Source organism: Antarctobacter sp., assembly GCF_965277915.1.
In the GTDB taxonomy this organism is placed as follows: Bacteria; Pseudomonadota; Alphaproteobacteria; order Rhodobacterales; family Rhodobacteraceae; genus Antarctobacter.
The window spans coordinates 2,055,268-2,075,476 of record NZ_OZ255849.1 but is presented as its reverse complement, the minus strand read 5'-3'; the positions used below and the strand labels follow the sequence as shown (position 1 = coordinate 2,075,476).

General features: G+C 66.0%; 18 protein-coding genes and 1 other RNA gene. 13 read left to right on the top strand and 6 right to left on the bottom strand.

Annotation, left to right across the window (positions count from 1 at the left end; genetic code table 11):
* Nucleotides 1-69: 69 nt before the first annotated feature.
* A complete protein-coding gene (locus ACQY5B_RS10945; RefSeq protein ID WP_420325251.1) occupies nucleotides 70-1,059 on the bottom strand; it encodes an ABC transporter substrate-binding protein in 990 nt (329 codons plus the stop codon).
* Nucleotides 1,060-1,293: 234 nt separating this feature from the next.
* Here ACQY5B_RS10945 and ACQY5B_RS10940 point away from each other — a divergent pair, with 234 nt between their 5' ends.
* The 9 genes from ACQY5B_RS10940 (at nucleotide 1,294) to ACQY5B_RS10900 (ending at nucleotide 10,281) form a co-directional block, all read left to right on the top strand.
* A complete protein-coding gene (locus tag ACQY5B_RS10940; protein WP_305969847.1) occupies nucleotides 1,294-1,680 on the top strand; it encodes a RidA family protein in 387 nt (128 codons plus the stop codon).
* A 53-nt stretch (nucleotides 1,681-1,733) separates the two neighbouring features.
* Nucleotides 1,734-2,867: a metallophosphoesterase family protein gene (locus tag ACQY5B_RS10935; protein ID WP_420325253.1), complete on the top strand. Its 1,134-nt coding sequence runs from the start codon at nucleotides 1,734-1,736 to the stop codon at nucleotides 2,865-2,867.
* Nucleotides 2,864-5,479, top strand: a complete 2,616-nt coding sequence (locus ACQY5B_RS10930; RefSeq protein WP_420325254.1) for an AAA family ATPase — start codon at nucleotides 2,864-2,866, stop codon at nucleotides 5,477-5,479. The genes ACQY5B_RS10935 and ACQY5B_RS10930 overlap by 4 nt, the downstream gene beginning before the upstream one ends.
* Nucleotides 5,480-5,544: 65 nt before the next feature.
* Nucleotides 5,545-5,894, top strand: a transfer-messenger RNA (tmRNA) gene (gene ssrA, locus ACQY5B_RS10925).
* Between the two features lie 480 nt (nucleotides 5,895-6,374).
* The gene (chrA, locus tag ACQY5B_RS10920) at nucleotides 6,375-7,619 is read left to right on the top strand and encodes a chromate efflux transporter (RefSeq protein ID WP_420325255.1); all 1,245 of its coding nucleotides are present in this window, start codon (nucleotides 6,375-6,377) and stop codon (nucleotides 7,617-7,619) included.
* A 64-nt stretch (nucleotides 7,620-7,683) separates the two neighbouring features.
* Nucleotides 7,684-8,154: an SspB family protein gene (locus tag ACQY5B_RS10915; RefSeq protein ID WP_305969843.1), complete on the top strand. Its 471-nt coding sequence runs from the start codon at nucleotides 7,684-7,686 to the stop codon at nucleotides 8,152-8,154.
* A gap of 156 nt (nucleotides 8,155-8,310) precedes the next feature.
* A complete protein-coding gene (gene fumC / locus ACQY5B_RS10910; protein ID WP_420325256.1) occupies nucleotides 8,311-9,705 on the top strand; it encodes a class II fumarate hydratase in 1,395 nt (464 codons plus the stop codon).
* A 178-nt stretch (nucleotides 9,706-9,883) separates the two neighbouring features.
* Nucleotides 9,884-10,057 (top strand): DUF4169 family protein, encoded by a 174-nt coding sequence (locus ACQY5B_RS10905; protein ID WP_420325257.1) that lies wholly within the window; start codon nucleotides 9,884-9,886, stop codon nucleotides 10,055-10,057.
* A complete protein-coding gene (locus ACQY5B_RS10900; protein ID WP_305969840.1) occupies nucleotides 10,054-10,281 on the top strand; it encodes a ribbon-helix-helix domain-containing protein in 228 nt (75 codons plus the stop codon). Before ACQY5B_RS10905 ends, ACQY5B_RS10900 begins: the two co-directional genes overlap by 4 nt.
* A gap of 29 nt (nucleotides 10,282-10,310) precedes the next feature.
* Here the strand turns inward: ACQY5B_RS10900 and ACQY5B_RS10895 are convergent, their stop codons facing one another.
* From ACQY5B_RS10895 to ACQY5B_RS10885, 3 genes are all read right to left on the bottom strand, one after another.
* Nucleotides 10,311-11,387 (bottom strand): ABC transporter ATP-binding protein, encoded by a 1,077-nt coding sequence (locus ACQY5B_RS10895; RefSeq protein ID WP_420325258.1) that lies wholly within the window; start codon nucleotides 11,385-11,387, stop codon nucleotides 10,311-10,313.
* A 78-nt stretch (nucleotides 11,388-11,465) separates the two neighbouring features.
* Entirely contained in the window at nucleotides 11,466-12,008 is a 543-nt protein-coding gene (locus ACQY5B_RS10890; RefSeq protein WP_420325259.1) for an RSP_2648 family PIN domain-containing protein, read from the bottom strand.
* Nucleotides 12,005-13,213, bottom strand: coding sequence for an RSP_2647 family RNA methyltransferase (locus tag ACQY5B_RS10885; RefSeq protein ID WP_420325260.1), 1,209 nt, complete (start codon nucleotides 13,211-13,213; stop codon nucleotides 12,005-12,007). The genes ACQY5B_RS10890 and ACQY5B_RS10885 overlap by 4 nt, the downstream gene beginning before the upstream one ends.
* Before the next feature lie 162 nt (nucleotides 13,214-13,375).
* Between ACQY5B_RS10885 and edd the strand changes: the two genes are divergently transcribed.
* Together edd and ACQY5B_RS10875 are read left to right on the top strand one after the other, a co-directional pair.
* Nucleotides 13,376-15,181 (top strand): phosphogluconate dehydratase, encoded by a 1,806-nt coding sequence (gene edd / locus ACQY5B_RS10880; RefSeq protein ID WP_420325261.1) that lies wholly within the window; start codon nucleotides 13,376-13,378, stop codon nucleotides 15,179-15,181.
* A gap of 58 nt (nucleotides 15,182-15,239) precedes the next feature.
* Nucleotides 15,240-15,884, top strand: a complete 645-nt coding sequence (locus ACQY5B_RS10875; protein ID WP_420325262.1) for a bifunctional 4-hydroxy-2-oxoglutarate aldolase/2-dehydro-3-deoxy-phosphogluconate aldolase — start codon at nucleotides 15,240-15,242, stop codon at nucleotides 15,882-15,884.
* Nucleotides 15,885-15,902: 18 nt separating this feature from the next.
* Here ACQY5B_RS10875 and ACQY5B_RS10870 read toward each other — a convergent pair whose 3' ends face one another.
* Both ACQY5B_RS10870 and ACQY5B_RS10865 read right to left on the bottom strand, forming a co-directional pair.
* Nucleotides 15,903-16,172: a hypothetical protein gene (locus ACQY5B_RS10870; protein WP_420325263.1), complete on the bottom strand. Its 270-nt coding sequence runs from the start codon at nucleotides 16,170-16,172 to the stop codon at nucleotides 15,903-15,905.
* A complete protein-coding gene (locus ACQY5B_RS10865) occupies nucleotides 16,169-18,946 on the bottom strand; it encodes a [protein-PII] uridylyltransferase family protein (RefSeq protein ID WP_420325264.1) in 2,778 nt (925 codons plus the stop codon). Before ACQY5B_RS10865 ends, ACQY5B_RS10870 begins: the two co-directional genes overlap by 4 nt.
* 97 nt (nucleotides 18,947-19,043) lie before the next feature.
* On the opposite strand from ACQY5B_RS10865, the gene ACQY5B_RS10860 reads away from it, so the two are divergent.
* The gene (locus tag ACQY5B_RS10860; RefSeq protein ID WP_420325265.1) at nucleotides 19,044-19,511 is read left to right on the top strand and encodes a YbaK/EbsC family protein; all 468 of its coding nucleotides are present in this window, start codon (nucleotides 19,044-19,046) and stop codon (nucleotides 19,509-19,511) included.
* A 226-nt stretch (nucleotides 19,512-19,737) separates the two neighbouring features.
* The gene (locus ACQY5B_RS10855) at nucleotides 19,738-20,175 is read left to right on the top strand and encodes a DUF2852 domain-containing protein (protein ID WP_305969831.1); all 438 of its coding nucleotides are present in this window, start codon (nucleotides 19,738-19,740) and stop codon (nucleotides 20,173-20,175) included.
* Nucleotides 20,176-20,209: the final 34 nt, after the last annotated feature.

Genomic DNA, 20,209 nt, shown 5'->3' with positions numbered 1-20,209 from the left:
AAGGGTTGGCGGGACGGTATCATCGCATCGCTGTCCCGGATTGCGTCGAGCCGCGAACCGGGCCTTTCCTTACTTCAGGTCCATTCCTACGCCCTTGCCCACGAACTCCGTGGTATAGGCGGACTGCCAATCGACCTCGCCGATCACGCCGGCCTCGACCATCTTGGCGTAGAAATCGCCGACCTGCGCGTCGGTGATGACGCCGATCCCCGCCTCAAGCGTATCGCCGGAGTCCACGATGCCGTGTTCCTTCATCTTCTCGATGGCAAAGGCGATCTTGTCGTCGGTCATCTCGGGGTTGTCGGCCTTGATCATCTCGTTGGCGGCCGCGTTGTCGCCATAGAGATAGGTGTACCAGCCCTTGATCGAGGCATCGACGAAACAGCTGACCTCGTCCGGCTTCTCGGCGATCGTGTCGGCCATGACCTCGATCGTCGAGGCATAGGTGGAATAGCCCGCGTCGGCGATCAGGAAGACATCCGGGGTAAAGCCGCCTTCCTTTTCCACCAGGTAGGGTTCGGACGACAGGTAGCCCTGCATCCCGGTATCCTCGTTGGCAAGGAAAGGCCCGGGGTTGAAGGTATAGGGCTGGCGCTGTTCGGCGGTGAAACCATATGCCGCGATCATCCACTGGTAGTAGGACTGATAGCCGTTGTCGCCGATAAGCAGGTCCAGCGCCTTGAGATCCTCGAAGCTCTCGGCCTTGCCCGGGTGGGTCACGATGACCTGCGGGTGTTTCTGAAAGATCGCCGCGACCGAGACCACCGGGATGCCCTCCTGCACGGCGTTGAAGGCCTGCAGCAGGTCGCCGCCCATGTGGTAGTCGATCCGCCCCGCCAGCAGCAGCGCGCGGTTGTTCACCTGCGGACCGCCCGGCAGGATCGAGACCTTGAGCCCGCAGGCCTCGTAGGTGCCATCGGCCACGGCCTGGTAGAACCCGCCATGTTCGGCCTGGGCCAGCCAGTTTGTGCCAAAGGCGACCTCGGTCAGATGCGATTCCGCAAAGGCGGGCGCGGCAAGTGTGCCGGCCGCGGCACATGCAAGGGCAGTGAACTTCATGGAGGACCTCTCTGTCGCGGTTTTGCGTCTTTGCGCCGACCCTGAGAGCGCGCCGCAGTCCGGGCAATCGGCATCTCTGACCGGATGGTCCGCTTTTCCGGGAAGACGCACAGAATTCATGCAGTTACGGCGCGCCCGCTGAATTAAGCAGCGCCCGGAAAGCGCGTTTCGCAAGAGATCTGGTCAATTTGGCGCTCTGGCGCCAATGTGCCCCCGCACAACGGAGCCCCAGACATGCCAATCGACAGCCTGATCCCCGACACGATCGCCGCCCCCTTCGCCCGCTATGCCCACGGCGTCGCAACCGAAAACCTTGTCCTGACATCGGGGCAGTTGCCGTTGGCCATGGATGGCAGCGTGCCCGAAGGCCCCGAGGCGCAGGCCGCGCTCTGTTTCGCCAATATCGACGCCATCCTGGCAGAGGGCGGAACGTCGAAACATCACGCCCTGCGCATCAATGCCTATGTCACGCACCGCGATCACATGCAGGGCTACATGGCCGCGCGGGATGCCTGGCTCGCGGACGCGCGCGTGCTGCCGGCCTCGACGCTTATGATCGTCTCGGGCTTTACCCGGCCCGAATTCCTGGTCGAGGTCGAAGTCACCGCCCTGCGCCCCTGATCGGATTGCACTCTGCCGACCTCCCTGAAAGAGTGCCGCCCAAAGAGAGTGCCATGACCGCCTTCCGTTTCATCCATGCCTCGGACCTGCACCTGGGGCGCCGCTTCGCCAATATCCCCCAGCCCGAGGATGGCAACATCCGCGGGCGCCTGATGGAGGCGCGCCACGGCGTCATCGCGCGGCTGGCGCAGGCCGCCCGCGATACCGGCGCGGCGCATATCGTGCTGGCAGGCGATACATTCGACACGGCCACGCCTTCTCCGACCGTGTTGCGCCAGGCGCTGACCGCGATGGCAGAGGATGTAAGCCTGACCTGGTGGCTGCTGCCCGGCAACCACGACAACATGGCCAATGCCGAACCGCTCTGGGAACGGATGCTGGCCGTAGCGCCGGAAAACGTGCGGCCACTGTTGGACGCCGCGCCCCGGATGATGGCCGATGGCGCCAGCCTGCTGCCGGTCCCGGTCACTCACCGCGCCCCGGGCCGCGATCTGACCGAGGGGCTTGGCGCCGTACCAACGCCCGAGGGCGCGCTGCGGATCGCGCTTGCCCACGGCGGCGTCACCGATTTCGAGGATACGGGCGCGCATATCCCGCCCGACCGTGCGGCCCGCGCCAACCTGGACTACCTCGCGCTGGGCGACTGGCACGGACGGTTGCAGATCGACGCCCGCACGCACTACCCGGGCACGCCGGAACAGGACAGGTTCAAGCACGGGCGGCGCGGGCTGTGCCTGGCCGTGACCATAGACGCGCCCGGCGCGATACCGCAGGTCGCAGAGGTCGAGACCGGCCAGTTCTGGTGGACCGAAACGGAATTGCCGGTACAGGCCGGGCTGGACACCGCTGCGGCGCTGGAGGCGCTGTTGCCCGCCACCGGACGCCGCGATGTGCTGATGCGGGTCCGGGCCACCGGCTGGGCCAGCCTCGCGCAGCGCGCTGACCTGTCGCGTGCGGCCAATGACGCCGCACCTGACTTTGCCTGGCTGACGTTGAACACCGAAGGCCTTGGCGCGCTGCTGGACGACGTGGATCTCGACACGATCGACCACGCGGGCGCCCTGCGCCAGGCCGCCGAGACGCTCAAGACCGAAGCCGAGAACCCCGACCTCTCCGCCGAGGATCGCGGCATCGCCGCCGAGGCGCTGGCCCGGCTTTATGCCTATGTGACGGAGCAGCCCGCGTGAAACTTCGCCGTATCGCCGTCCAGAACCTGCGCCGCTTCACCGCGCCCGTCCAGATCGAGGGCCTGGCCGACGGGCTGAACGTGCTCAGCGCCCCGAACGAACAGGGGAAGTCCACGCTTTTCGACGGGTTGCAGGCGCTGTTCTTCACCGCGCACGGCGGCAGCGGCAAGGAGATCAAGGCCCTCCAGCCCCATGCCAAGGGCGCGCCCGAGGTGCTGGCGGAGATCGAGACGGCCGAGGGGCGTTTCACGCTGGCCAAACGCTGGCTGTCAAAGCCGCGCGCTCATGTCTGGCAGGACGGGCGCCTCATTGCCCAGGCCGATGCCGCCGAAGCCTGGATTTCGCAACTGGCCGCCGCCGATGCCGGCGGGCCCGCCGGGCTTCTGTGGGTGCGGCAGGGGCTGACCGGTTTCGACGAAAACGGCAAAAAGGCGCAGGACACGGCCCGTGAGGCGCGGCGCGACCTGCTGTCGTCGATCGCCGGAGAGGTCGACACGATGACCGGTGGCGCCCGCATGGACGCCGCGCTGAAACGCTGCCGCGAGGAACTGGGCCGCTTTGCCACCGCCACCGGGCGCCCGCTGAAGACCGGCCCCTGGAAGGCGGCCCAGGACCGCGTCGACGAGTTGCAGGCGGAACACGACCGGCTGGATCAGCTAGTGGCCGAACTGCGCCATGACCTTACCGCCCGCACCCGCGCCCGGTCAGAACTGGCAGAGCTGACCGAGCCGGAGGCCGCCGCGCGCCGGCAGTCCCGGCTGGCAGAGGCCGAGGCCGCCCATGCCCGTGCCGAACGCCATGCGGCGCAGCTCGATACGCTCACCCGGGCCGCCGAGACCGCGCGCCTGCGGCTGGACGGGCTGGAAAGCCGCCGCAAGGCGCGCGCCGTGGCGCTGGCCGAACGCGACGAGGCGGCGCGGGCCACCGAGGCGGCCGGAACACGCAAGGCCCATGCCGAGGCCGCGCAGACCGGGGCCGAACGCGCCGCGTTGCAGGCCAGAGAGGCGTTGAAAAACGCCCGTGCCCGGCTGGCCGAGGCGGAAACCGAACTGCGCCTCGCGCAACAGGCGCGGCACGCCCGCGAGGCCGAGCATCAGCGAAAGGAACTGACCCGGCGCATCGCCGAGGCCGAGGATCTTCGGCAACAGGCCGACGCCGCCCGCCGCGAGGCGTCTCAAGGCCCCGATGCCAAGGCGATCGACCGGCTGGAAAGCCTGGCCCGTGCCTTGGAGCAGGCCCGCGCCCTGCAGGCCGCCAGCGCCGCGCGATTGGAAGTCTCTTACGCGGCGGGGCGCGACGGGGCGATCACGCTGGATGGCCAGCCACTGCCAGGCGACAGGGCGATGCCGCTCTTGCGGGTCACGACGCTGGACCTGCCCGGCCTCGGCAAGCTGACCCTCACCCCCGGCGATACCGGCGACGATACCGCGGTCGACAGCGCAAGCGAGGCTCTGTCGGCCGCCTTGCGGAAACTTGATCTGCCCGACATCGACGCTGCCCGGCAATCCGCCCGCGCGCGCGGCGAGGCCGAGCGCCGCCTGTCCGAGATCACCGCCACCCTGCGCGCCCTCGCGCCCGACGGGGCCGAGGCCCTGCGTCAACGGCTGACCTCCCTGCCCGCGCCCCTGCCGGCGGATGCGCCCGAACCGCCCACAGTTGAGGCGGCGGAAACCGCGCTCCGTCAGGCCGAGAACGCCCGGCAAGAGGCCGAGATCCAGGCGGAAACGGCGCGTGACCAACTCGAGGCCACGCGTACCGAGACCGCCCACGCCCTTGCCGGCGCGCAGGCGGCGGCTGACCGTCAGACCCGGGCGGAAACCGCCCTCGCGCAGGCGCCCGAGACACCCGAAGCAGAGCACGACGCCGCGCAGGCGGCCCTGGCGCAGGCCGAAGAAGCCCGCGCCAGGGCCGCAACCGAGGCGCCCGATCTCGAAAGCACCCGGGCCGCGCTGTCGCGTGCGCAATCCGCCGAGACCTCCGCGCAAGAGGCCATCGCGCGTCTGAACCTCGATCTTGCCCGCCTGGACGAACGTGTTCGCCGCAGCGCCGAAGGAGCGGTCGAGGAACGGCTGGCCGATCTGGCACAGGATCTGGAAACCGCGCGGGCCGATCTGGCCCGGATCACCCGGGACGTGGCCGTCCTGCGCCGCCTCGAAACCGCCCTCGAGACCGCGCGCATCGCCGCAAGGGATCGCTATTTCACACCGGTTGCCAATGCCTTGCGCCCCCTGCTTCACCTTCTGTGGCCAGAGGCGCAGCTGGATTGGGACGACACCGACCTGTTGCCCCGGAACCTGATCCGCAACGGCACCGAGGAGCCGATCGACATCCTGTCCGGCGGAACGCAGGAACAGCTGGCGCTCCTGGTGCGGCTGGCTTTTGCCCGTCTGCTGGCCGAGGACGGACGCGCGGCTCCGGTGATCCTGGACGATGCGCTGGTCTATACCGACGATGACCGGATCGAACGCATGTTCGACGCCCTGCACCGCCAGGCCTCGGACGTGCAGATCCTTGTCCTGACCTGTCGCCAGCGCGCTTTCCGCGACCTCGGCGGGCAGCAGTTGCAGATCCGCGCCATGGATCCGGCGCCCGACAGCCTGCTGGAAAGATGAGCGCGCCGCCCGCGACCCGAAATCATTGAAAGAAAGCGGGGTTGCGGCCTCCGACGCAGACGAATCCCCTTTGCAATCGCGGCAGGCATCCCTATATTCACCCTGTCCCTTCGGGGACTATGGGCATAAACGCGCATGTAATAAACGGATCGGACCCGGGGGCGGTACCCGGCGGCTCCACCATACATCCTTTGTTGGGGGATCATGGGGCCGAAATAGGATCGACGAACGCGTAAAGATGTAGCTTTGTCCCGGTGAGATACCACCGTTATCGGTTCGCTAAGTACAATTGCCAACAACAATCGTGCTCCGGTTGCTCTGGCTGCGTAAGCAGTCCGAAAGACCGAAATCTAAGTCCTTGCGCCTAGCCGCGTAAGGCGGGGTTCGCAGGCACCTGGCAACAGAAGCCTGCACTTTCCCCAAAAAGAATTCCCGACAGGACACCCGGCGCGCCGTCTGTCTGCTTGTCCTCGCCGGGTCCGCCGCGGTCGCGGACCGCAGTCGGGACCTCGTGATCGTCAATCCCTGCGAAAGCCGGACCTGGCAAAGCATGGTCAAACAATCGCCGCGCGACGATGTTGGGTCAAGAATGGCTGGTGGGAACCGGGGCCAAAGTCCCGCATCAACCCGCTTAGCGACGGCAAACGCCTGCGCCACCGCGACAATGCCAGGCTATATGTCTTCTACGAGACGGTCGACGGGCGCAAACGGGCCAAGGGCGACTATGGCATCCGCTACCAAGGCGACTATTTCGAGGGGGTCGAGGCGGTGCGGATCCTGCGCGGGCCGGAGGTTAAATACTGGATCGGAGGCTGTTGATCGCCTGCTGCGGGTCTTGACCCCGGGCGCCGACCTGTCACACCGGCGTCGTCCCCCGTTGCTAGGCCCCGAGGTCATGACCGCCTATTCCACGCTGATTCAAGTCTTTGGCCGTATCGGGGTTCTGTCCTTTGGCGGCCCGGCGGCGCAAATCGCCCTGATGCACCGCGAACTGGTCGAGGAACGGCCCTGGCTGACGGAACAGCAATTCCTGCGCTCCCTGAGTTTCTGCATGTTGCTGCCCGGACCCGAGGCGATGCAACTTGCCACCTATGCCGGCTGGCGCCTGCGCGGCATTCCCGGGGGGCTGATCGCGGGCGGGCTCTTTGTGCTGCCCGGCGCCGTGGTGATCGCCCTGCTGGCGCTGCTCTATGCGCAGTATGGTGCGCGCCCCGAGACCGAGGCGCTGCTATTGGGCGTCAAGGCCTGCGTCGTGGTGATCGTGGCACAGGCGCTGGTACGGCTGTCGCATAAGGCACTCAAGGGAACAGCGGACTACCTGGTCGCCGCGCTGTCCTTTCTTGCGATCTTCCTGCTTGGCCTGCCCTTTCCGCTGATCATCGCGCTGGCCGCGCTCTGGGGCGCCTGCCGGGCCGCCGCACCGTCAGAGACACCTCCGGACCCCGCCGCGCGTCGGACACGCCCCGCAACGATCCTGCTCTGGGCTGCGCTCTGGCTCATGCCCCTGCCGATCCTCTGGCTGACCGGGCAGGATCTGCTGTTCGACCTGGCCCTGTTTTTTGCCAAGCTGGCCGTCGTCACCTTTGGCGGGGCCTACGCGGTTCTGGCCTACATGGCGCAGGAAGTGGTCGAGACCCGCGCCTGGCTGGACGCCACGCAGATGGTCGACGCCCTGGGCCTGGCCGAGACCACGCCCGGCCCGCTGATCCTGGTGACGCAATTCGTGGGACAGTTGACCGGGCACGCCCACGGAGGCCCCTGGCTGGCACTGGCGGCGGGTGGACTGACGCTCTGGATGACCTTCGTGCCCTGTTTCCTGTGGATTTTCGCGGGCGCCCCCTACATCGAAAACCTGCTGGCGCGGCCCCGACTGCAATCGGCGCTGGCGGCCATCACCGCCGCGGTCGTCGGCGTGATCCTCAATCTTTCGCTCTGGTTTGCGCTGCATGTCGTCTTTGCAACGCTCACGCCCGTCGGGCTGGGCCCGGTCACGCTGGACCTGCCCCGGCTGGACTCGCTGCGCTGGGAAGTCCTGCCCCTGACATCCCTTGCCACGCTGCTGCTTGTCTGGGCAAAACGCGGTGTCCCTGTCACACTCGCCCTCTCGGCGGCGCTGGGATGGGCGCTTGCGCTTGTGTGACAATCGCCCCTTTTCCTTCACGTCAAAAACAATATGGTGAGGGCACGTTCAGAAAGGTCCCCAAATGTCCGAAGGCATCGATTACGGCAAACTCATGCACCGCGCCATGCGCGGGTTGATTCAGCAGGTTCTCGAGGATGTTCAGGAAAACGGACTGCCCGGGGATCACCATTTCTTCATCACCTTCGACACCGGTCACCCGGATGCCGAGCTGGCCGATTGGCTGGCCGATCGCTATCCCGAGGAAATGACCGTGGTGATGCAGCACTGGTATGACGGGCTGGATGTGGGCGATGACGGATTCGCGGTCACGCTGAACTTTGGCGATGCCCCGGAACGGCTGTACATCCCCTATGATGCGATAAAGACCTTCGTCGATCCCTCGGTGGAATTCGGCCTCCGCTTTGAAAGCCAGGAGGACGAGGAAGACGGCGACGACGATCCGACGCCCCCCGATGACGACGGTCCCGGCGGCGAGCCGCAAGAGGAACACCACGACGCAGAGGTGGTCAGCCTCGATCGTTTCCGTAAGTGAACCCCGGAACAGCCTGACAATATCCCGGTGCCGCGCCCAGACGGGTCACGTGGCACCGGCATTCTGACGCATGTTAACGGTATCCCGTGGTATGCCGCCTTGTCTTTCCGCACTTCTGGGGTAAGAGGAAGGCAACCGCACGAAGGAGGCATGTCCATGACCGCGACCCGCACCGAATCCGACAGCTTTGGCCCGCTCGAAGTTCCCGCAGACAAGTACTGGGGTGCACAGACCCAGCGTTCGATCATGAACTTTCCCATCGGTTGGGAAAAACAGCCCGTGGCCATCGTGCGCGCGCTGGGCGTGATCAAGCAGGCCTGCGCGATGCAGAACAAGGCCACCGGCAAGCTGGACGCGAAACTGGCCGACGCCATCATCCAGGCCGCCAGTGAGGTCGTCGCGGGCAAGTTCGACGACAACTTCCCGCTGGTGGTCTGGCAGACGGGGTCGGGCACCCAGTCGAACATGAACTCCAACGAGGTCATTGCCAACCGCGCGATCGAGATCCTCGGCGGGACCATCGGCAGCAAGGACCCGGTGCACCCGAACGACCACTGCAACATGGGCCAGTCGTCCAACGACACCTTCCCCACCGCCATGCATATCGCCACCGCGATGAGCGTGCGGGACGTGCTGATCCCCGGCCTGACCAAGCTGGCCGAAGGGCTGGAACAGAAGGCCGAGGAATTCAAGGACATCATCAAGATCGGCCGCACCCACACGCAGGATGCGACGCCGCTGACGCTGGGCCAGGAATTCTCGGGCTATGCGCATCAGATCCGCCAGGGCCTGAAGCGGGTCGAGGCCGCGATGCCCGGCATTTACGAACTGGCCCAGGGCGGCACCGCCGTCGGCACCGGCCTGAACACCGTCCCCGGCTGGGGGGAGGCGGTCGCCGGCCACATGGCCAAGATCACCGGCCTGCCCTTCGTCACTGCCCCCAACAAGTTCGAGGCACTGGCCGCGCATGACGCGATGGTCTTCCTCTCGGGCGCCTTGGCGACGATTGCGGGCAGCTGCTACAAGATCGCCAATGACATCCGCTTCCTCGGCTCTGGCCCGCGTTCGGGCCTGGGTGAACTGATCCTGCCGGAAAACGAACCGGGCTCCTCGATCATGCCGGGCAAGGTGAACCCGACCCAGGCCGAGGCGCTGACCCAGGTCGCCGCGCATGTCATGGGCAACGACGCGGCGATCAAGTTCGCTGGCTCTCAGGGCCACTTCGAACTGAACGTCTACAACCCGATGATGAGCTACAACCTGCTGCAGTCGATCCAGCTGTTGGGCGACGCAGCGGACAGCTTCACCGAGCGGATGCTTCTGGGCATCGAGGCCAACGAGCCCCGCATCGACAAGCTGATGAAGGAATCGTTGATGCTGGTCACCGCGCTGGCGCCGACCATCGGCTATGACAACGCCACCAAGGTCGCCAAGACCGCGCACAAGAACGGCACGACCCTCAAGGAAGAGGCCATCGCTTTGGGCTTTGTCGACGAGGCGACCTTTGACGCGGTGGTGCGCCCTGAGCAGATGATCGGCCCGAAGGCCTGATGTCACCCGTCGGCGCGGGCACGACGCCCCGCCCCTGACAGAGACATGACAAGAACCCAGACAGGGGCGCCGGGCAAAATTGTCCGGCGCCTTTTCCGTTGATGCCCCGGCTTGTACAAAACGTTGGAAACCGCGTACGTTTTGTACAAAACGTACAATTCCCGGCGGAGCACAGGTCATGTCCAAGGTGGTCAATCTCAACCGCTTCAAGAAGCAGAAAGCGCGCGAGGACAAGCGCCGCGTTGGCGACCGGAATGCCGCGCGCCACGGGATTAGCAAGTCGGAAAAAGACCTGGCCGAGGCCCGGCGGTCAAAGGCCGAACGCGATCTGGACGGACACGAAAAGGAATGAGCGGCCGCCCGGTCAAGCATTCCCTGACCCTCAAGGGACACCGGACATCGGTCTCGCTGGAAGAGGAATTCTGGCAGGAGTTCCGCCGCATCGCCCGAGAAGATGGCCTTACAATCAATGCCTTGGCGGCCAATATTGATGTAAGCCGCGACCCCGAGGTCGGGCTTGCATCCTCGATCCGTGTGTACGTCCTGCAAAGGGCGCTTGCCTCACGCGATGCGTGAGGAGTTATCCACAAGAGCCTGTGAACACGTCAGGAGGCCGGGAAGACAAAGCAGCGGTCGCGGCGGATGCTCAGCCACATCGGTGTGCCCGGTTTCGGCAGAAAGACGTTGGGCACCGTGGCACGCAGTTTCTCGCCGTCATGGTCCATGCGGAACTCCACCAGGCTTTCCGACCCCATGAACCGCGCCCGCTTCACCACGCCGCGCGCCGGCGCGCCGGTCTTGGCCGAAGGACTGGGCCCCTTGCCCGCACGGTCAAAGTCGATGCCGACGTGCTGGGGCCGAAAGACGATCTCGACGTGGCTGCCATCGGCATAGCCCGGGGCCAGGAACTGGCCAAAGGGCGTGGCCACGAGAGCACCTTTAACTTCACCCCTGATCGTATTGATATCGCTGAAGAAAGCGACTGCCTCACGGTCAGCCGGGGCGTTGTAGATATTGTAGGGTGCGCCCTGCTGGACGATATGCCCCTGCCGCATCAGGGCGATCTCGTCGGCCATGCGCATCGCCTCTTCGGGTTCATGCGTGACCAAGAGAACCGAGGTCCCCTCTTCCTTGAGCAGTTCCAGCGTCTCATCCCGGATGCCATCGCGCAGCCGGTTGTCGAGGCCGGAGAACGGCTCGTCCATCAGCATCAGGCGCGGCTTCGGCGCCAAGGCGCGGGCCAGGGCCACACGCTGTTGTTCGCCGCCCGAAAGCTGATGCGGATAGTCGTCGATGTAGCCGGCCAAGCCAACCCGTTCGAGGTATTCCTTGGCCCGTGCGCGTTTCTCGGAGGCCGATGTCTTGAGCCCGAAAGCCACGTTCTCGCCCACGCTAAGGTGCGGAAAAAGCGCGAAATCCTGGAACATCAGCCCGACGGAGCGGCGCTCTGGCGGCACCCGGAAAACCGTGTCGCAGATCAAGTTGCCATCGATGAAGATCGAACCGGAATCCTGCATCTCGACCCCGGCGATGATCCGCAAGGTCGTCGATTTTCCGCAGCCGGAGGGCCCCAGAAGGCAAGTCACCTTGCCCGGTTGAATCGTCAGCGAAACATTGTTCACCACCGCCTTGCCGTCATAGCGGCGGATGATGTTTCGGATCTCCAGTCGGGGTGCCTGCACGGGGTGTCCTTTGTCGTCTCCGACGGAAAGCATCGGGATTTTAGCGACAGATAAAGCGCACGGCCCCGCCCCGCAAGGTCAGCCGCCCAGAGCCTTGCCCAGGCGCGGCAACCGCGCCTTTTTCATCAGGGCCCGCATGGTCCAGGCCTCGCCCGAGAGCCGTTCCGCCTCGGCCCGCACGTATTCACCGACCTGCGCCATGACGTCCGGCTGCGCCCGGTGAAATCCCAGAAGGAAGCCATCCGGATCGGCACGACTCAGCCCCTCCTCGGCCAGGACGTTCCGCGGGAAGTCGCTGGCATTCATGGTGACGATGACATCCGCATGCCCCGCAATACCCGCAGCCAAAACATGGGTATCATTGGCATCGGGCAGCCACAGGCGCTTTTCCAGCGACGGCGGGTAGGTCACTTCGGCCTTGGGCCAGGCGGCGCGGACAAGGGCGATCTCGGCCCGTGCCTGCGCCTCGCCGTCCGGGCCCAGCTTGCGTGCGGCACGGGCCCATTCCTCGAGAATGCGCTCCGACCAGAGCGGCGTGTAGAACCCCGCCCGCGCGGCGCCCAGAAGGACCTCGCGCATCACCGTCGGATACAGAACGCAGGTGTCCAGCAGGACCTTCACAGGCGGAAGACCAAGGCCTTGAGATAGCCGGATTCGGCCAGTTGAGGCAGCAGCGGGTGATCCGGTCCGGCAAAGCCGGTGTGCAACAGCTGCGCCCGACGCCCGGACCGGCCGATCCCCCGCAGGCAAGCGCCGGTAAAGGCGGTCAGGTCCGCCGCATGGGAACAGGAGCACAGCATCAGGTAGCCGTCCTTTGCTACCAACGGCGCGGCCAGGCGCGCCACGCGCTCATAGGCGCGCAGGCCCTTTTCCAGCGCGGGCTTGTTGGGCGCAAAAGCAGGCGGATCGCAGATCACCAGGTCAAAGCGCGCATCTTCGTCCGCCAATGCCTCGAGCGTGGCAAAGGCGTCACCTTGTCGGGTGGCAAAGCGGTCAGAGGCCTCCATGCGCCGCGCGCCTTCTTCGGCCAGGGCCAACGCGGCCGCGGATCCATCGACCGCGAGGGCCCTGCTGGCACCGCCCGCAAGCGCCGAAAGCGCAAAGCCGCCAACATGGGAAAAGACATCCAGGACCGAATGGCCCCGCGCAAGCCGGGCCGCAAACCCCTGGTTCTCGCGCTGGTCATAGAACAGGCCGGTTTTCTGTCCACCGGTCAGGTCCGCCATGTAGGTCGCGCCGTTCATCTCGACCGGAACCGACGCCTTGGGTGCCGTGCCCCGCAGCACCGCATCCACGTCGTCCAGCCCCTCCAGCGCACGGCCGCGCCCGGCGGCGTTCTTCAGCACGTTGGTCACCCCGGTGACGTCGACCAAGGCCTCGGTCAGGGCATCCAGGTGTGTCTCGGCCCAGGCGGCATTCGGCTGCATCACGCAGGTGTCGCCAAAACGGTCGATCACCAGACCCGGCAACCCGTCGCCCTCGGCATGGACCAACCGGTAGAAGGGCGCGTCGTAAACCGCTTCGCGCAGCGACAAGGCTTTGCGCAGGCGCTCGGCCAGCCATTCCCGATCGACAACCGCCGTCGCGTCGCGGTCCAGCACCCGGGCCACGATCCGCGAGCCGGGATTCACGGCGACCGTGGCCAACGGCTTGCGGTCGCCATCTTCCAGCGTCGCGATGCTGCCGGGGGCCAGCGCCTTGCTGCGCCGGTCCATGACCAGCTCGTTATCAAAGACCCAGGGCGCACCACGTCGAATGGCGCGCGCGTTGGCCTTGGGTTTCAGCCGCAGGACCGGGCGGTCGGGTATGGTCTTGGAATCCGTCATGCGCTTCGCTTAACTGCATTTGCGCGCCTGGGAAAGCGCCGCCGTGCAGGCAATTGCCCAACCCATCGGGGTTGCCACACGATCCGGCCTTTACCGTTAGCGCTAACTGTCGTATGTGAGGCGCATAGCCAAGCCAGAGACGATCCCAGGAGGGAGACCCGAATGCCGCTTGATGCCACCATCGCGCGTGTCACCGCCCGTATCGAAGCCCGTTCCGAGCAGATGCGCAGCACTTATCTTGACCGTATGCGCCGCGCCGCCGACGAAGGCCCGCGCCGCGCGCACCTGACTTGCGGCAACCAGGCCCATGCCTATGCCGCCATGACCGGCGACAAGGATACGCTGGCGGCGGGCCGCGCCCCGAACCTCGGGATCGTGACCGCCTACAACGACATGCTCTCGGCGCACCAACCGTTCGAGACCTATCCCAACGTGATCCGCGCCGCCGCGCGTGAGGCAGGCGGGACCGCGCAGGTCGCAGGCGGCGTGCCCGCCATGTGTGACGGCGTCACCCAGGGCCAGGTCGGCATGGAGCTTTCTCTGTTCTCGCGCGATGTGATCGCTCTGGCGACGGGTGTCGCGCTGAGCCACAACACCTTTGACGCTGCCGTCTACCTCGGGGTTTGCGACAAGATCGTGCCGGGGCTGGTGATTGCGGCGGCGACCTTCGGCTATATCCCCGGGTTGTTCATCCCCGCCGGTCCGATGACCAGCGGTTTGCCCAACGACGAAAAGGCCAAGATCCGCCAGCAGTTCGCCACGGGCGAGGTTGGCCGGGACAAGCTGATGGAGGCCGAGATGGCCTCGTACCACGGGCCGGGCACCTGCACCTTCTACGGCACCGCCAATTCCAACCAGATGCTGATGGAATTCATGGGGCTGCACATGCCGGGCACCAGTTTCATCAACCCGGGCACGCCGCTGCGCGAGGCGCTGACCGTCGAGGCCGCGAAGCAGGCGCTGTCGCTCACCAAGCTGGGCAATGCCTATCGCCCGGTCTGCGACGTGTTGGACGCCAAGGCCTTTGTGAACGGTATCGTCGGGCTGATGGCGACAGGTGGGTCGACCAACCTCGTGCTGCACCTGCCCGCGATGGCCCGTGCCGCCGGGATCGCCCTGGAGTTGGAGGATTTCGACGAGATCAGCTCGGTTACGCCGCTGATGGCCAAGGTCTATCCCAACGGTCTTGCCGACGTGAACCATTTCCACGCCGCAGGCGGGCTGCAGTACATGATCGGCGAACTCCTGGACGCGGGCCTGCTGCAGGATGACGTCAAGACCGTGGCGGGCGACGGGCTGTCGCTCTACACGCGTGAGCCGGTGCTGGAAAACGGCGCAGTCTCTTACCGGGACGGCCCCAGCGAAACGCAGAATGACAAGATCCTGCGCCCCGCGCGCGACCCATTCCAGGCCACCGGCGGGCTGAAACAGCTTTACGGCAACCTCGGCCACGGCATGATCAAGGTTTCTGCCGTCGCACCGGAACGGCACGTGATCGAAGCGCCGGCGCGCATCTTCCACGACCAGGAAAGCGTCAAAACCGCCTTCAAGGCCGGAGAGTTCACGTCCGACACCGTGGTTGTCGTCCGCTTCCAGGGCCCGTCCTCGAACGGGATGCCGGAACTGCACGGGCTGACGCCGACGCTGGCGGTCCTTCAGGATCGGGGCCTGAAGGTGGCGCTTGTTACCGATGGCCGGATGTCCGGTGCAAGCGGCAAGGTGCCCGCCGCCATCCATGTCTCGCCCGAGGCGGCGAACGGCGGTCCGCTCGCGCGACTGCGTGACGGTGACGTGGTGCGCGTGGATGCGGTCAAGGGGACGATCGAGACACTGGCCGAGGATTTCGACAGTCGCGAGCCGGTACTGGCGGATCTGTCCGGCAATGGCCATGGCGTCGGACGCGAATTGTTCGAGGCCTTCCGCCAGAATGTCGGCCTTGCCTCCAATGGTGCCGCCGTGGTGGTGTGACCGACTGCACCTCGTTATAGAGAACACTCAAGCCCAAACACCCAAGGGAGCTTTGCCCATGACCCCCCAGGACGCCAGCCAGAGCAACGAAGCGCTCTGCCGTCTTGCCCCCGTGATCCCCGTTCTGGTGGTCGATGACGTCGCAACCGCCCGCCCGCTGGCCGAGGCGCTGGTGGCCGGCGGCCTGCCGGTGCTGGAGGTGACATTGCGCACACCGGTTGCGCTGGACGCGATCCGCGAGATGGCAAAGGTCGAGGGCGGCATCGTCGGCGCGGGCACCTTGCTGACACCGCAGGACGTGGCAGCCGCCAAGGAGGCCGGCGCGAAATTCGGCGTCTCGCCCGGCGCGACCGACCGCCTGCTGCAGGCCTGCGAGGACGCCGACCTGCCGTTGCTTCCCGGTGCCGCCACGTCTTCGGAGGCGATGCGCCTGCTGGAACGCGGCTATTCGGTGCAAAAGTTCTTTCCGGCCGAGGCCAACGGCGGCGTCCCCGCGCTGAAGTCCATCGGCGCGCCCATCCCGCAGGTGCGGTTCTGCCCCACCGGCGGTGTCAGCCCGTCCAATGCGCCCGATTACCTGGCCCTGTCCAACACGCTCTGCGTTGGCGGCAGCTGGGTCGCGCCCAAGGATGCCGTGGCCAAGGGTGACTGGGCCCGGATCGAGGACTTGGCCCGCGAAGCGGCCGCCCTGCCCCGAAGCTGACCCTTTGGCGGGCCGCGCTTACGAGCGCGGCCTTGACTTCCACCCGCCCCGGCGGCGCGGCTTTTGCGCCTGTTCCAGCCCCTCGCGCAGCACCTGCGTCATCGGGTGGTCAGCGTTTTCAGCGTAGCGCGCCAGCAAGGCCGCGATCTGCGTTTGCATGTCGACGCCATCCGGCGCCGACAGCGCCCAGTCGAGGAAGATCGACCGGCATTCCTCGGTGCTCAGCCCCTCCATCGCATAGGCATCCACCATCAGGCCCTTGGGGTCGCTTGAATCGCCCTTGCTCATGTCTCGCTCTCCGGTTCCGGCAGCACTTTGCCGATAATCTCTGCGGCGCGGCCTGCCCGGGTCTCAAGGTCCGATCGCATGGCCTCCATGTCGGGGGCCTCGGCGAGGCGCAACAGGAAGGCGCACCCGCCCTGGCCCAGCTTTTCCGGGTCGATCGCGTCTTCGCTGACCAGCCGCGCGCCGATCTGCAAGGACCAGAACAGTTCGTAGGCGGCGATCAACGCGGTGCGGTCGGCCTCATCCAGCCACTTCGCCAATCGCAGCGCACGCGGCGCCTCGCGAACGGGGCGCCCGGCCTCCAGCGCGCAAAGCTGGGCGAACAGTTCGATGTCCTGAAGCCTTCCCGGCCCGATCTTGGCGTCCAAAGGCCCGCCCGGCCCCTTGGCCGCCGCGATCCGCGCGCGCATCTCGGCCACGCCGCGCCGGATTTCCTTAACGTCGCGCGCCTTGCCGATGACCTCCTTGCGCAGCGCCTCGACGTCCTCGGCCAGTTCTGTCGGCCCGGCGACCACGCGCGCCCGGGTCAGCGCCAAATGCTCCCAGACCCAGGCCTCTTCGCGTTGGTAGCTCTGGAACGAGGCCCATGACGTCGCCACCGGTCCCTGGTTGCCCGAGGGCCGCAGGCGCATGTCGATCTCGTACAGCTTGCCCTCGGCCATCGGCGCGGTCATGGCGGTGATCAACGCCTGCGTCAGCCGCGCGTAATAGGTGCGGCTGGCCAGCGGTTTGCGCCCGTCCGAGGAGTCGACGCCCTGGGCATCGTAGATCACGATCACGTCGAGATCGGACCGCGCATGCTGGCGCCGCGCACCCAGCGATCCCATGCCCAGCACGACGGCCCCGCGTCCTGGCGGGGGGCCGTGCTTCTCGGCAAACATCTTTTGAACCTCGGGCCAGACGGCGGCCAGCGAAGCGCCTGCGAGGTCGGCATAGGCCTTGCCGGCTTCCTCGGGTCCCATCAGACCTCGCAGAAGATGCACGCCGATGCGGAAATGCCAGTCCTTGGCCCAACGGCGGGCGGCGTCCAGCTTGCGCTCGTAATCCCCGGCGTCTTGCAGTTGCTTGACCAGCGCCGCACGCAACGCGTCCGCCCCCGGCCAGTCGCTGAAGAAATCGCCCGCGATCACCGCGTCGAAGACGCTGGCATTGCGAGACAGGTAACGGGCCAGGTCCGGCGAGGTCCCGACGATATCGACTAGAAGGTCGATCAGCTGGTGGTTTGCCTCGAAGAGCGAGAAAAGCTGTACTCCGGCAGGCAGACCCGCAAGGAAATTGTCAAAGGCCTTCAACGCCTCTTCGGGGCGGTCTGTCTGGCCCAGCCGGCGCAGGATCTCTGGACGCAGTCGTTCGAATATGGTGACCGCCCGCTGTGACCGCAGGCAGGGATAACTGAGCCAGCGGCCCGGCACCGGACTGTCGGCAAAGACCTCGGGCACCTCCTGGTCCGTGCCCGTTCCGGGAGCGAAGAAACCTTCCGTCAGGTCGTGCACCTCGGTCAGGCGGTCGGTCAGTTCGCGCTCGATCTCCTTCAGGTCGCGGCCCATCAGGCAGGCCAGACGCTCCATTCCCTCCGGAGATTTCGGCAAGTCGTGTGTCTGCGCGTCGCCAATCATCTGGATGCGGTGTTCGACTTCACGGTGGGCCCGGTAGTGACCGCTCAGAACCTTGGCCACGTCGCCGGGAATCCAGCCCTTGTCCGCCAGCCGTTCCAGACCTTCGACCGTCCCGCGCACGCGCAATTCCGGGTCGCGCCCGCCGGCGATCAATTGCCGGGTCTGGGTAAAGAACTCGATCTCTCGGATGCCGCCGCGACCCAGCTTCATGTTGTGGCCCGGCAGGGTGATCCCGCCGCCCAGGCCCTTGTGCTCGCGGATGCGCAGACGCATGTCATGCGCGTCCTGAATGGCCGCGAAATCCAGGTGCTTGCGCCATACGAAGGGTGTCAGCACCTCCAGGAACCGCGCTCCAGCCTCCAGGTCACCCGCCGATGGGCGCGCCTTGATGTAGGCGGCGCGTTCCCAAGTGCGACCGACGCTTTCGTAATAGCGCTCAGCCGCTTCCATCGCCATGCAGACGGGCGTCACCGCCGGATCGGGACGCAGGCGCAGATCGGTGCGAAAGACATAGCCCTCCCCGGTCAGGTCGTTCAGTGTCGCGGCCATCTTGCGCGTGGCGCGCACCAGGCTGGCGCGCGCCTCATGATAGTCAGCCGGATCGTACTGCTGTTCATCGAAAAGACAGATCAGATCGATGTCCGAAGAGTAGTTCAGCTCTCCGGCCCCCATCTTGCCCATCGCCAGGGCCACCATGCCGCCGGCCGTGGCAATGTCTTCCTCTGTCTTGCCGGGCAGCTTGCCACGGGTGATCTCGGGTGTGATCGCCGCACGAAGAGCCAGCGAGGCCGACAGGTCCGCGAAATCGGTGAGCGTTCCCGTGACCTGTTCCAGATCCCAAGCGCCCGACAGGTCGCACAGCGCGATCAACAGCGCCATCCGACGCTTGGCCTGCCGCAGGGCCGCCCCGACCTGCGTCGGCGCGACCTCGTCGAGATCGGCATAGAGCCCCCTGACCGCGCTCTCCGGGTCCTGGACCGCGCCTTCCAGCCAGCCGCCCTCCTTGCCCATGAGGCCCCTCAGGTAGGGGCTGGACCCGCCCGTTCCCTTGATCAGGTCGGCCATAGCCCCTGTGGCCCAGGGGCAGTCTTCCAATGCCTCCGCGCCCCGGTCGGGTTCGAAGGCGTGCGGCGTGCGGGTCATGCGTCGTTCCAGCATCATGGCGGCAGATGGCCACCAAACGCGACCGAGCGCAACTCCCTTGCAGCCGTCCCGCCCCTGCCCCAATCTGCACCCGGAACCAACATGGACCAGAGTGATGAGCAAGAGTTTGAAACGGGTCCAAAAGTCCCTTGAGGACGCAGGACTTCCGCACGACATCCGCGAGGTCGGCCATGCCCGCACCGCGCAGGAGGCCGCCGACAGCGTCGGCTGCGCACTCGACCAGATTGCCAAGTCCATCATCTTTCGCGCAGAAGACAGCGGCGAGGCGGTGCTGTTCCTGACCGCCGGTGGCAACAGGGTCTGCGCGGAAAAGGCCACGGTCCTTGCGGGCGAACCCCTGGGCAAGGCGGACGCTGCGCTGATCCGAGCACAAACCGGATTCGCCATAGGCGGGGTCTCGCCTGTCGGCCACCTGAACCCGATCCGGGCCTGGATCGACCCGCGGCTTATGGAATTCAATTCCGTCTGGGCTGCCGCCGGAACACCCCGGCATGTCGTGGCGATGGACCCGCGAGAGTTGCCGCGCCTGACCGGGGCGACCGAGGCCGATTTCACCCTCTGAAAGCCCCCGGATAAACGACCCCGGCCTCTCTTTGAGCAAAAGAACCCGCGGGAAAGGCGCCTGCCGGGCGTAGGGAGGACCTCATATTTTTGCAGCAACCATCTGATAAATCATGCGATTTTCAATAATGTAAAAAACATTCACATCGACCCTTGAAAGGTCACCCCCAAATTCCGATCTGATGTAATGTGAAAAGCATTCACATAGCGAACAAACGGAGAGAGACATGACCACCGCCGCTTATACGAGCCACCTGCCCGCCAATGCCGGCTGGTTCGCACGGGCAGAGGCATGGCTGGATCACAAGGGGAAAGGCGCATGGATCGCGGCAATGGTCCTGGGCTTCATCTTCTTCTGGCCCGTCGGCCTCGCCTTTCTCGCCTACATGATCTGGAGCAAACGAATGTTCAGTAAGTCCTGCCGCTACGCCTCGCGTCATCATGAGGGCCGCAAGGCCGCCTGGGCCGCGATGAAACCGTCGGGCAACAGCGCCTTCGACGCCTACAAGGCAGATACGCTGCGCCGCCTCGAAGCGGAACAAGAGGCCTTTGAGCAGTTCCTGGAACGCCTGCGCGAAGCCAAGGACAAGTCCGAGTTCGACCAGTTCATGGAAGATCGCGAGCGCCGGGCCAAGGCCGAAACCGACGAAGCCGAAAACGCCTGAACGACCGGGCGCCCCCAATTCGGGGGCGCCCTGC